Origin of the sequence: Campylobacter sp. 7477a, assembly GCF_014892335.1 — a bacterium.
In the GTDB taxonomy this organism is placed as follows: domain Bacteria; phylum Campylobacterota; class Campylobacteria; order Campylobacterales; family Campylobacteraceae; genus Campylobacter_A; species Campylobacter_A californiensis.
The window spans coordinates 43,056-54,623 of record NZ_JADBJH010000002.1 but is presented as its reverse complement, the minus strand read 5'-3'; the positions used below and the strand labels follow the sequence as shown (position 1 = coordinate 54,623).

The following is an 11,568-nucleotide window of genomic DNA, read 5'->3' as shown; positions in this document are numbered from 1 at the left end:
AATGGAAAAAATTCTAGTAGTTGACGACAATAAAGCTTTAGCAAAACTAGTAGTAAAACAGATGGAAAAAAACGTAACCGACATGCTAGTAGACGTTGCGTATGACTTTGCTCAAGCCAAACAACTCATAAAAGACAACCAAGATGAATACTTTATGGCTCTGCTTGATCTAAATTTACCAGACGCTCCAAATGGCGAGATAGTTGATTATGTATTATCCAAAGGAATTCCTGCAATAGTCTTAACCGGCAGTCTTGATGAAGAGACAAAATCAACATTTATACATAAAGATATCGTAGACTATGTCTATAAAGGCAATATGGACGATATAAATTACATATTTAACATGATAAACAGGCTAAGTAAAAACAGACAATACAAAGTCCTAGTCGTAGAGGACTCCATGCCTTTTAGAAATAACCTAAAAAAAATATTAACAAGCCTTCAATTCCAAGTTCTAACCGCTGCTCACGGCGAAGAGGCGATGAATTACTTTGCCGATAATCCAGACATCAAACTTATAATCGCAGACTACAGAATGCCTGTCAAAGACGGTCTTGAGATACTAAAAGATATACGTAAAGAATACGATAAAAACAAAATAGGCGTAATAATCCTAACCTCGCCTGACGAGCATGTAAGCGCAGCTACTTTTCTTAAAAGTGGTGCAAACGACTTTATAGCAAAGCCTTTTGGCAAAGAGGAGTTGATATGTCGTGTAAATAACACCATCGAAGCCATGGAAAATATCAACAAAATCGCAAATTTTGCTAACAAAGACTTTCTAACTGGAGTATATAATAGAAGGTATTTCTACTCCGATATGAACGAATACCTAGCCATGATCCAAGACACTGATGAGCCTTATGCAGTCGCCATGATTGACATAGATCGTTTTAAACACATAAATGACGCTTATGGACACGAGGCTGGGGATAAGGTTTTACAATACCTTTCAAAAAAACTGATAGACGAAACAAAAGACAAAGATTTGGTTGCGCGTTTTGGCGGAGATGAACTTTGCGTAGTTTTAAAAAATACAAGCAATGAAGACGCAGTCAAATTTTTCGTAAATTTAAGAACAAGCATAGCTTCTCATAAAATTTCACTCAAAAAAGATACGATAGAATTTACAGTATCTATAGGTCTTACTTTTGGTGGAAACGACTATAGTGTAGACGAAATTTTGGAGCTAGCGGACGAGGCTTTATATATTGCAAAAGAGAGTGGAAGAAATCGCATCGAGGTTACTAAGTGATCATTGACACACATTGTCACTTAAGCGATACTTGCTACGATAACGACCTAGACGCCGTTATATCTAATGCTATAAATTCGGATGTGATTGGCTTTATACTTCCGGGTGCTGATGTTAATGATTTACCAAAAGCGGCTAGAATATCGCAAAAATACAAAAATGTCTATTTTGCCGTTGGTGTTCATCCATACGACATAAGAGGCTATAACGAAGAGACCTTACGCAAATTTGCCTCGCATGAAAAATGTGTAGCTATCGGCGAATGTGGGCTTGATTATTTCCGTTTACCAAAAGACGAGATGGAAAAGATAACCGAAAAAGAGGAGCAAAAACGTGTTTTTCTAGCTCAACTTGAACTTGCAGTTGAGTTAAACAAACCCGTTATACTTCACATCCGTGATGCAAACGAGGATTGCTACAATGTTCTAAAAGAGTATGCGCCAAGGCTTACGGCAGGAGCTGTTTTGCACTGCTACAACGCTTCGCCATTACTTTTAGAACTTGTAAAATTTGGAAATTTTTACTTTGGCATAGGTGGTGTTTTAACCTTTAAAAACGCTAAAAATTTGGTTGAAATTTTACCAAACATACCAAAAGATAGGATAGTTATAGAAACCGATGCTCCATATCTTACCCCAGAACCTTATCGCGGTAAGAGAAACGAGCCGATGTTTACGACATTTGTTGCTAAAAAGATAGCTGAAATTCTAAGCCTTAGCGAGAGCGAAGTTAAAGAACTTACCTCAAGCAATGCCAAAAGATTATTTAAGTGTTTTGACACGTAAAAAAGGACAAAAATGAAAGCCATGCTTAAAATTTTTATGATATTTGCCTGTGCGATAAGCTTATTTGCAAATACATCCGATAGAGATTTTTATGAAGCTCAAGTTAAAATTTTAAAAGAGCTTGATATAAATCCTAGCTTTATAAAAACTTCATACTATACAAATATGAAAAAAAGCATAAAAAATTCCCACATCAAGACTTTTACGGATGCTCTTAAAAACGGATATGTCTATATTCCGATGATTAAAGAGCATATACAAAACTCAAAAGTCCCCGACTCGTTTTTCTATCTTGCGATGATAGAATCTGGCTTTTCAAACCATACGGTTTCAAAAGCAAAAGCTGCCGGGATGTGGCAATTTATGCCAAAAACAGCCAAAATGCACGGACTTAACATAAACGAATATGTTGATGAAAGAAGAGACCCATTTGCTTCAACAAAGGCGGCAACAACATATCTAAGCACGCTTAAAAAGCAATTTGGCAAATGGTACCTAGCCGCAATGGCCTATAACTGTGGCGATGGATGTCTTTCTAAGGCTATAAAAGCCGCCGGCACAGATGATCTTGCGACGCTTATAGATCCTCAGAAAAAATACCTTCCACCAGAAACTAGACAGTTTGTCATTAAGATTTTAAGAGCGGCATATATCGCGAGAGAGACAAATTTCTTGCTTTCTAAGGACTCGTCGCTACTAAATCCAAAAGGTGGGCTAAAGCTTGTTCAAGTAACAGTTCCTGGAGGAACTAATCTAATGCACGTAGGTGACGGCATAGGTTTAAGCCTTAAAAAAATGAAAACAAATAATCCACATTTAAAATATGTATTTACCGAGCCTAACTTAAAAAATACCTATGTGTATATACCTGAAAACAAAAAAGAGATTTTCTCACAAAATTTTAAACCGCTTACAGGCAAGAAAGACTTTTTTGCATATACAGTAAAAAGAGGAGATACGCTTTTAGCTATAGCTAAAAAAACCGGCGTAAGTCATAAGGCCATAAAAGATTTTAACGAGCTTAAAACAAATGCTATTTCTCAAAACCAAAAGCTAATAATCCCTCGCTCAAAAGATAATTCTATACAAAACTACACTGTGCAAAACGGCGAAACACTTGCTGAAATTTCAAAGAAATTTAATGTCAAAGAAAAAGATATCCGCGATGCAAATTCTTTAGCTAGCTCAAATTTAAATGCCGGAGAAAGCATTGTCATACCTTAATATCAAATTTGCGATACCTGTATTTATAATATTTTTATTCACCGGATGTTCTTGGAGCGGTGCTCCATTTACTCCAAGTGGGCCGACTAGCGTTAAGCCAAACAACTCTCCCGCCGTTCAAAGAGCGACAATGCGCCCATACACCATAAACGGCAAAACTTACTACCCGACAGTAGTAAGTGTCGGAGATAGAGCAAGCGGCATAGCAAGCTGGTATGGACCAAATTTCCACGGCAAAAAAACATCAAATGGCGAAATTTACAACATGCACAATATGACGGCCGCACATAAGACATTGCCGATGAACACCGTGCTAAAAGTTGTAAATTTAAGAAACCAAAAAAACGTAATCGTGCGTATAAATGACCGTGGTCCATTTGTGGGAGATAGGGTTATAGACCTTTCAAAGGCTGCAGCAACAAAGCTTGACATGATAGCTGCAGGAACTGCTCCTGTTAGTATGGAAGTTATAGGTTTTAACGCGCAAACCATGACAGTGCCGGTTCAAACACAAAGTCCTAAACAACAGCAAACAGGCGTTTCGATATCAGCTCAACAAAGCTTTATCGGTGGCGAATTTATGGTGCAAATCGGTGCCTTTAAAAACCAAAGCGGTGCAAATAGATACCAGCAAGAGCACAGAAGTATCGACGGATATAAATCTGTGGTTAAAAGCTTCATGCTAGACGGCGAGACAATATATCGCGTATTTTTAAGCGGATTTAGAAGCGAAGATGAAGCTAGAGACTATGCTAGAAGCGGAAAATTTGTAGGTGCATTTATCGTAAGAGGATAAAAATGAAAGATGAAATTTTAAAAACACAACGAACAACAAAAGAAACTGACATAAACGCAGAGCTTAAGCTTTACGGCAATGGAAAATGCGAAATTTCAACAGGTATTGGTTTTTTTGACCACATGCTTGAAGCATTTGGCAAACATGCCCTGCTTGACCTTAAGATAACCTGCAAGGGCGATACGCATGTTGATTTTCACCATAGTGTTGAAGATGTGGGTATCGTTATAGGCTCGCTTTTAAAAGAGACGATCTATCCGGTTAGTGGCGTAGAACGCTTTGGAGATAGCGTTGTTGTTATGGACGAAGCAGCAGTTAGTTGCGCGCTTGATCTTAGCAACAGAGCATTTTTAGTCTATGAAAATTTAGACGAAAAAGGCAAGATAGGTGAATTTGACATAGAGCTTGCCGAGGAATTTTTTAGAGCGGTTGCGATGAACGCAAACATAACGCTACATATCGCAAAAATAAGAGGCAAAAATAACCATCATATTATCGAAGCTACATTTAAAGCCTTTGCGGTAGCTCTTAGACGCGCACTTAGCAAAAATAACCGCATAGCCACTCCAAGCACGAAAGGTGTTTTATGATAGATATTATTTTTTTAGATATTGACGGCTGTATGACCGACGGCAAGATCGTATATGATGCAAAAGGTGAACTTTTAAAGTCATTTGACGTAAAAGACGGCTGGGCGATAGAGAGTTGGTTAAAACTTGGTAAAAAAGTAGCCATCATAACAGGCAGAAAGTCAGAAATCGTAGAGCGAAGAGCCGAAGATCTAAAGATCACACACGTTTATCAAGGCGTTGGAGATAAACTAGAAGTTGCCAAAGAGATACTTAAATTTGAAGGTCTTAGTTTTGAAAACGCAGCCGCCATCGGCGATGACTACAATGACTACAAAATTTTAAATGCCGTGGCTTGGAGTTTTAAACCAAAAGATGCGATAAAAGATCTTGAAGTAAGGACAAAGCTTAAGCACAAAGGCGGCAACGGTGCAGTTAGAGAGATGATAGAAATGCTCATTGAAGCCGAGAATTTAAAGAGCGAGTGGTCTAAACGTTGGTTATAAAAATTTTTTATTTCGTCGTTGCTGTTTTTAGTGCAGTGATGATATTTTTGGCGTTACAAGATCCGTATTTTGCCGAGCAATTTAAACGCGACATGAGTGTTTCAAACATGCAGATGAACGATGTAGTTAATCACGAGATAAACTCAAGTATAGTAAGTGGAATTTACGAAGCTGATGAAGTAAATAGATACGCCAAAAAGGATGAATTTTTAAAATTTAAAGCCGACATTATAAGGGGAAATTTAAATCACAAAATGAGTTCTGACGTAGCCATTTCACAGGGTAACTTGTTTATATTTAAAGGCAATGCCAAGTATGATAATAACGAGAGTTTGAACTTTATCTCAGAAGAAATTTTGTATAATCTCAAAACCAAAATCGTAGCTTCAAAGGTTGATTTTGTGATGACGCAAAATGGCGACAAGATAACTGGCAACAGCATAACATATAACACAAACAAAAAACAGACGCAAATAAAAGGGTTAAAAGCATGGATAGAGCAAGAGCGGGATTGATACTGGGATTAATCCTAAGCTTCACAAGTCTTAGCGCAGAACAAGTAGAGATCACTTCGGATAGTTTTTTCGCCGATGAAAATAAACAAATAAGCGAATTTAAAGGCAATGTTCATATAAAAAAGGGCTCTTATGATGAGCTTTTTGCAGATAAGGTCGTCGTGCATTTTGACGCTAAACGCCAACCTACAAAATACATAGCCACAGGCAATGCTAAATTTAAGGTTTTCATGAAAGAAAAACACTATAACGGCAAGGGCGAGACGCTTACTTATGAGCCTGTAAAGGAAATTTATACGATAAGCGGTAACGGTCATTTACATGAGCAAGAAAGCGATAAAAATGTTTACGGAGAAAAGATCACGATCAATCAAACACAAGGCACATATAACGTAAATAGCAACGACAACAAGCCTGTTAAATTTATATTTCAGATCGAGGACAAACAAAAGTGATAAGAGCAGTCGGAGCCAAATTTATAACCTCAAGCGCAAACATCAGTCAAGCTCCTGACTTTGCTTCAAGTGAAATTGTATTCCTAGGTCGTTCAAATGTTGGCAAAAGTAGCCTTATAAACGCTCTAGCAAACCACAACGGCTTAGCCAAAAGTTCATCAACTCCCGGCAAAACTCGCCTTATAAATTTCTTTGAGATAGAGCTTATGGAAGATGATGATACAAAAGACAAGCTAAAGGTTATGTTTGTCGATCTTCCAGGTTTTGGATATGCAAAGGTAGCCAAAACTATGCATGAAGAGTGGAAGAAAAGCTTAGATGAGTTTTTAAAATTTCGCTCAAATATAAAATTGTTCGTTCATTTAATCGACGCAAGACATTTTGACCTTGATATAGATACAAACGTGAATTCATACATAAATAGCTTCCTAAGAGCGGATCAAAAAGTTTTAAATTTATACACAAAAGCCGATAAGCTTAATCAAAGCTCAAGAAGTGCCGTAATGAAATTTGACCCAAAAGGAATCCTGGTCTCAACGCTTAATAAAAACAACATAGACAAAGCAAGGGATAAGATCATAAATTTAGCCCTAGGCAGGGAATAGCCCGTGATAACACTAGTAAAGCCAAAACCAAAAGACATAAAAAATATGCAAGAGCTTGTAGCTCCCGAAGTGGCAAGCGGAGTGATACTTCCTAGAAGCGACGACGAGATCAGCACAAATATCCGCTCATACATCATAGCAAAAGATGATGACAAGATAGTCGGCTTTTGCGCTCTTCACATCCATGCTCCAGATCTTGCCGAGATAAGAAGTCTTATAGTGGATAAAAATTTACGAGGTGGAGGGATCGGCTCTATGATGGTAAATGCTCTTTTAAAAGAAGCTAAAGAGTATGAAATTTCACGAGTTTTTACCCTAACATACCAAAGGCGTTTTTTTGAAAAACTAGGCTTTAAAGAGATACCTAAAAGCGAACTACCTGCACAAAAAATTTGGGCGGACTGCATCAAATGCAAACACTTTCCCGTATGCGACGAAATAGCACTAATTCACAATTTATAACCAAAATATCAAGCGTTGCGTTTTTATTTTTATATGAGATCGCAACTACTCAATTTGGTTTTTTACCACCCCTACTGGGACTTTTTTTTACATTTTTAATACTTGAATACAATAAAAAACAAAAATCATACGAAAATTTTGACATATCGTGGTATTTTTGCCTTGCATTGTTACTTTTTACCGAACAAATTCATGGATTTTATCTTTTTTCAAGTATCGTAGCATTCTTGCTATTTTTTCATTTTGTAGTTGACTGGCTTATTTTAACGCTTAAATTACGAAATTTGCTCCTAGTTGTGTTTGTTGCAAGCGGATATGCTACAACATTTTTAATAAATAACATCATAGCCTACACGCAAAATGCACAATTTTTAAATTTTGATATAGAGTGCCTGTTTTATATTATTATCGAAAGTGCTTTAGCGGTTGTATTTCTAAAAGAGCGAGCACTATGAGACTTCGTATAGTTTTTACCATCATCGCTTTATTTTGGATAATTTTACTAAGCAGAATTTATCATCTAAGCGTAAATTCAAACGAATACTACGAAAGCATAGCCGAACAAAATGCCGTAAAAACGATATATCTTCCTCCCGTTAGAGGCATCATCTTTGATGCGAAAGATCGTCCGATGGCGATAAACAGACTAGGCTTTTCCATACTTTTAAAACCTCATCTTAATAGAAAAAACGGCACATTAGATAGTGAGATAGACGAGATCGTAAGGTATTTTCCCGATCTAAATGCCACAAAACTTAAAAAAGAGTATATAAAAAACGACTCACCATATAACCAAGAATTTATAAGCGTCGTGGAGTTTATCGACTATGATAGCTTTTTACCACACTTTGCCACGCTATCTTTAAGGGAAAATTTAAAGGTAAATCCAACAAGCAAACGTCACTATCCATATGACAATCTAGCCTCGCACGTCATCGGTTATGTAGGAAGAGCAAATCAAAAAGATATGGATAACGACCCGCTAACTAAGCTAACAAACTACATCGGACGAAGCGGAGTTGAGAGGTATTACAACTCTGTTTTGCAAGGCAGCGAGGGCTCAAAACGCATAAAAGTAAATGCCCTAAACGAAGAGATAGAGCAGATAAATTTCAATGCCCCAAAAAGCAAAGACATAAAGCTAAGCATAGACCTTGAGCTTCAAAAATTTGTAATGGATATTTTTGACAAGGACGCAGGAAGCGTTGTTGTTATGAACGTGCACGATGGCGCTATACTAGCAGCCGGAAGCTTTCCTGAATACAACCTAAACCCATTTGTATCAGGCATAAGCAAAGACGAGTGGGATAAACTTATAAAAGACCTTGATCACCCGTTTACAAACAAGCTAGTAAACGGTCTTTATCCTCCCGGGTCTGTAGTTAAGATGGGTATGGCTTTGGCATTTTTAGATAATGGCATGAGCAAGAACGATAGCTTCTTTTGCTCTAGCTCATATGAGCTTGGTGGACGCAAATTCCGTTGCTGGAACTCATACGGTCACGGTAACGTAAACATGAACACCGCCATAAGAGAGAGCTGTGATGACTATTTTTACAAAGCCAGCCAAAAGATCGGCATAGACGCTATCGCACCCATACTTGAAAGGATAGGTTTTGGCGTAAAAACAGGAGTTGACCTACCAAACGAATTTATAGGAACGCTCCCTAGTCGTGAATGGAAAATGAGAAAATACGGCAAAGCCTGGTTTCAAGGAGAAACACTCATAACATCCATCGGTCAAGGAAATTTTCTAGTAACCCCTATGCAAATAGCAAGACACACGGCGATGCTTGCCACAGGACTAAATGTCACGCCTCACTTTCTAAAGAGCATCGACTCCCAAGATGTAAAATTTGAACCAAAAGATGACATTTTCACAGACTTTGAAAAGGCTCAATTACCAGCCATTAGACATGCTATGTATGAGGTAGCAAATCACCCAAGAGGCACGGCAAGTAGACACTTTGCTTCATCAACGATAAAGGTAGCAGCAAAGACCGGAACAGCACAAGTCGTAGGTATATCTCAAGCTGATAAAAAACGTATAAAAGAAGAAGATATGGCTTACTTACAACGTTCGCATGCGTGGATGACGACTTATGCACCATATGATAACCCACAATATGTCGTCTCAATGGTTATCGAGCATGGCGGACACGGCGGAAGCGCCGCTGGTCCAAAGATAGTTGAAATTTATAAAAAACTAATCGAAATGGGATATATAAACCTAGAACAATCAGCGCAAAAGCCCTAGTCCATAGTTCTGACTATCAAGCTTTTAGGTAGGTTAAATTTCTCTATGACCTCGCACTCTTTTTCCCTCATCTCACCTTCGTCCTTCTCATGGTCAAAACCTAAAACATGCAAAAGCCCATGCGTAAAAAGCAAGGCTGTTTCCTCATCATTACCATGGCCTAGTTCGGTTGCTTTTTGTTCTACTAGGTCTAAATTTATAACTATACAGCCAAGCGGTGCATGCAAGACTGTTTCAAAGGGAAAGCTTAAAACATCAGTTGTCTTGTCTATATTTCTTTGAGATAAATTTATTTCTCTCATCTCATCGCTACGAACAAAACTAAGCTCGACCTCTCCAATTGTCAAATAAGAACAAATTTCATCTAAAATTTGAGGATACGCCTCATCACAAAGTATCATTTTTCTCTTTCAGTTAAATTTTCGTATAATTCTAGCGAAATTTTAAAATTTAAGACATAAAACTTTCAACAAACAGCCTCTTTATGCTGGCGATATAAATTTGATACACAAAAAAGGAAATCACATGAGTAAAAAAGCCGTTGTCATAATGTCAGGTGGCATGGATAGCACGCTTTGTGCCACGATAGCCGTTAATGAAGGATATGAAGTTATCGCACTTCACTTTGACTACGACCAACGCACGATGAAGCGAGAAAAGCGCGCATTTAATGAAATTTGCGATAAATTAGGCATTCAAAAAAGACTAAATTTAAACGCAAATTTTATAGCTGATATAGGCGGAAATTCACTAACAGACAAAAGCCTATCGGTGCCAAAAACCGGTTTAAGCGATGATGTGCCAAATACCTATGTACCGTTTAGGAATGGAATTTTTATCTCCATAGCCGCAGCCGTTGCCGAAAAAAACGGTGCCGAAGCGATATTTATCGGTGTAGTTGAAGAAGATAGTAGCGGGTATCCCGACTGCACGCACGAATTTATAAAACAGATAAACCTAGCTATCAACCATGGAACAGCACCAAGCTTTAAAACCAAGATCATCACTCCGCTAGTAAATTTAAGCAAAGCTCAAATCGTAGCAAAATCCCTAGAGATAGACTCTCCGCTTGAGTTAACATGGAGTTGTTATGAGAATGAAAACGAAGCATGTGGATTATGCGATAGCTGCCGCTTAAGACTAAACGGCTTTGAAAAAGCAGGAGCAAAAGACCCGATAAAATACATAAGTTAAGCAAACATACATCCATGTGGTAGTATAATAATATATATTTTTATAAAGGTTGGTTTTATGAAAAATTTAATTACCATTTTAATCTTGATTTTTACATTTAACGGATGTGCGATTAGTAGCAACAACAACCTTTTAAGCTTGGATGACGAGCAGCGTTACTGCAACGAATTTTATGCATTTTCTCGTGCTTTACTTGGAGATAGTATCTCTCACGAATACCAAAATAACACAACAAAGCAATATGTAAAGGCGGAAGTAAAATTTTATGAAATCCTTTCAAGTGTCGTTAAAACAGGTAAAATCTCAAAACAAGAGCATACGGAGTTTTGGGCGTCTATAAATGAGCTTCAAAAGTTTCACTACATCGAAAAAGAATGCATAGACAAATACTCTGCCATGATGGGCTTTTTATCCGAGTTTTATCGATCGGCCAAGCTGAGTTATGAAAATAAAAGCGTTGTTAAGACACAAGGCTTAACAAAGATACTAAACCACCCGTCACAACTTAGACCAAAGTCATGCTATTACGCAGACGGAGAAAAATACAACCGACTATATGTTGCCACCCATTTGCCACGAGTATACAGACAAGAATTGAGCGAATTTAAAAAATGCTTCGCACCATATAATGATATGCTTTTGCAAATTTCACAAAGAAAAGATGGCGTGAGTTTTAGCACTCACGGCGGACGACTTGTTAGCACATATGAATTTAATCAAGACGCTTACAAGCAAATCGCAGAACACGCAAAAAAAGCGGAAGAGTCGCTTAAAATTTTACTAAACAAGGATTATCAATAAAAGCTATTCACGCCTAAATTTATTTTAATTTATAAAATTTTTAATCCAAAACAGACAAGAGTTACACTCTTGTCTCATGCCATAAATTTATCTTTCAAAAATAATCTTGCCTCTTATTAGGATATATTTTATCTTGATTAC

The 11,568-nt window shown here is 37.5% G+C and carries 15 protein-coding genes; 14 read left to right on the top strand and 1 reads right to left on the bottom strand.

Annotated elements, in window-relative coordinates:
• The first annotated feature begins 1 nt into the window (after position 1).
• From CCAL5182_RS01005 to mrdA, 12 genes are read left to right on the top strand one after another with little or no spacing between them, the layout of a single operon-like run.
• Complete coding sequence (locus tag CCAL5182_RS01005) at positions 2-1,258, top strand: GGDEF domain-containing response regulator (RefSeq protein WP_169972065.1); 1,257 nt, start codon at positions 2-4, stop codon at positions 1,256-1,258.
• A complete protein-coding gene (locus CCAL5182_RS01000) occupies positions 1,255-2,043 on the top strand; it encodes a TatD family hydrolase (RefSeq protein ID WP_169972066.1) in 789 nt (262 codons plus the stop codon). The genes CCAL5182_RS01005 and CCAL5182_RS01000 overlap by 4 nt, the downstream gene beginning before the upstream one ends.
• A gap of 12 nt (positions 2,044-2,055) precedes the next feature.
• Positions 2,056-3,267, top strand: a complete 1,212-nt coding sequence (locus CCAL5182_RS00995) for a lytic transglycosylase domain-containing protein (RefSeq protein ID WP_169936241.1) — start codon at positions 2,056-2,058, stop codon at positions 3,265-3,267.
• Positions 3,254-4,063 carry a septal ring lytic transglycosylase RlpA family protein gene (locus tag CCAL5182_RS00990; protein WP_228026613.1) on the top strand — a complete coding sequence of 270 codons (810 nt, stop codon included), beginning with the start codon at positions 3,254-3,256 and terminating at the stop codon, positions 4,061-4,063. Before CCAL5182_RS00995 ends, CCAL5182_RS00990 begins: the two co-directional genes overlap by 14 nt.
• 2 nt (positions 4,064-4,065) lie before the next feature.
• On the top strand, positions 4,066-4,653 hold the full coding sequence (gene hisB, locus CCAL5182_RS00985; RefSeq protein WP_194239022.1) for an imidazoleglycerol-phosphate dehydratase HisB: 588 nt from the start codon (positions 4,066-4,068) through the stop codon (positions 4,651-4,653).
• Entirely contained in the window at positions 4,650-5,138 is a 489-nt protein-coding gene (locus CCAL5182_RS00980) for a KdsC family phosphatase (protein ID WP_169936237.1), read from the top strand. Before hisB ends, CCAL5182_RS00980 begins: the two co-directional genes overlap by 4 nt.
• Positions 5,129-5,653 carry an LPS export ABC transporter periplasmic protein LptC gene (lptC, locus tag CCAL5182_RS00975; RefSeq protein ID WP_169936235.1) on the top strand — a complete coding sequence of 175 codons (525 nt, stop codon included), beginning with the start codon at positions 5,129-5,131 and terminating at the stop codon, positions 5,651-5,653. Before CCAL5182_RS00980 ends, lptC begins: the two co-directional genes overlap by 10 nt.
• Positions 5,629-6,108 carry a lipopolysaccharide transport periplasmic protein LptA gene (lptA, locus tag CCAL5182_RS00970; RefSeq protein ID WP_169936233.1) on the top strand — a complete coding sequence of 160 codons (480 nt, stop codon included), beginning with the start codon at positions 5,629-5,631 and terminating at the stop codon, positions 6,106-6,108. The genes lptC and lptA overlap by 25 nt, the downstream gene beginning before the upstream one ends.
• Positions 6,105-6,713, top strand: a complete 609-nt coding sequence (gene yihA / locus CCAL5182_RS00965) for a ribosome biogenesis GTP-binding protein YihA/YsxC (protein ID WP_169936231.1) — start codon at positions 6,105-6,107, stop codon at positions 6,711-6,713. The genes lptA and yihA overlap by 4 nt, the downstream gene beginning before the upstream one ends.
• A gap of 3 nt (positions 6,714-6,716) precedes the next feature.
• Positions 6,717-7,175 carry an N-acetyltransferase gene (locus CCAL5182_RS00960; protein ID WP_336610030.1) on the top strand — a complete coding sequence of 153 codons (459 nt, stop codon included), beginning with the start codon at positions 6,717-6,719 and terminating at the stop codon, positions 7,173-7,175.
• Positions 7,124-7,630, top strand: a complete 507-nt coding sequence (locus tag CCAL5182_RS00955) for a hypothetical protein (protein ID WP_336610029.1) — start codon at positions 7,124-7,126, stop codon at positions 7,628-7,630. Before CCAL5182_RS00960 ends, CCAL5182_RS00955 begins: the two co-directional genes overlap by 52 nt.
• Complete coding sequence (mrdA, locus tag CCAL5182_RS00950; protein ID WP_169936227.1) at positions 7,627-9,432, top strand: penicillin-binding protein 2; 1,806 nt, start codon at positions 7,627-7,629, stop codon at positions 9,430-9,432. The genes CCAL5182_RS00955 and mrdA overlap by 4 nt, the downstream gene beginning before the upstream one ends.
• Here the strand turns inward: mrdA and ybeY are convergent.
• Entirely contained in the window at positions 9,429-9,833 is a 405-nt protein-coding gene (gene ybeY / locus CCAL5182_RS00945; protein ID WP_169972067.1) for an rRNA maturation RNase YbeY, read from the bottom strand. The genes mrdA and ybeY overlap by 4 nt on opposite strands.
• 124 nt (positions 9,834-9,957) lie before the next feature.
• On the opposite strand from ybeY, the gene queC reads away from it, so the two are divergent.
• Both queC and CCAL5182_RS00935 read left to right on the top strand, forming a co-directional pair.
• Positions 9,958-10,626, top strand: a complete 669-nt coding sequence (gene queC, locus CCAL5182_RS00940; RefSeq protein WP_336610028.1) for a 7-cyano-7-deazaguanine synthase QueC — start codon at positions 9,958-9,960, stop codon at positions 10,624-10,626.
• A gap of 57 nt (positions 10,627-10,683) precedes the next feature.
• A complete protein-coding gene (locus CCAL5182_RS00935; protein WP_336610027.1) occupies positions 10,684-11,427 on the top strand; it encodes a hypothetical protein in 744 nt (247 codons plus the stop codon).
• The last annotated feature ends 141 nt before the right edge of the window (positions 11,428-11,568 follow it).

What these genes read in the sequence shown, in the direction of transcription:
- lptA (WP_169936233.1), top strand. Translation starts at nt 5,629, where the DNA reads ATGGATAGAGCAAGAGCGGGATTGATACTGGGATTAATCCTAAGCTTC.
- mrdA (WP_169936227.1), top strand. Translation starts at nt 7,627, where the DNA reads ATGAGACTTCGTATAGTTTTTACCATCATCGCTTTATTTTGGATAATT.
- CCAL5182_RS01005 (WP_169972065.1), top strand. Translation starts at nt 2, where the DNA reads ATGGAAAAAATTCTAGTAGTTGACGACAATAAAGCTTTAGCAAAACTA.
- hisB (WP_194239022.1), top strand. Translation starts at nt 4,066, where the DNA reads ATGAAAGATGAAATTTTAAAAACACAACGAACAACAAAAGAAACTGAC.
- CCAL5182_RS00955 (WP_336610029.1), top strand. Translation starts at nt 7,124, where the DNA reads ATGCAAACACTTTCCCGTATGCGACGAAATAGCACTAATTCACAATTT.
- CCAL5182_RS00995 (WP_169936241.1), top strand. Translation starts at nt 2,056, where the DNA reads ATGAAAGCCATGCTTAAAATTTTTATGATATTTGCCTGTGCGATAAGC.
- queC (WP_336610028.1), top strand. Translation starts at nt 9,958, where the DNA reads ATGAGTAAAAAAGCCGTTGTCATAATGTCAGGTGGCATGGATAGCACG.
- CCAL5182_RS00935 (WP_336610027.1), top strand. Translation starts at nt 10,684, where the DNA reads ATGAAAAATTTAATTACCATTTTAATCTTGATTTTTACATTTAACGGA.
- ybeY (WP_169972067.1), bottom strand. Translation starts at nt 9,833, where the DNA reads ATGATACTTTGTGATGAGGCGTATCCTCAAATTTTAGATGAAATTTGT.
- CCAL5182_RS00980 (WP_169936237.1), top strand. Translation starts at nt 4,650, where the DNA reads ATGATAGATATTATTTTTTTAGATATTGACGGCTGTATGACCGACGGC.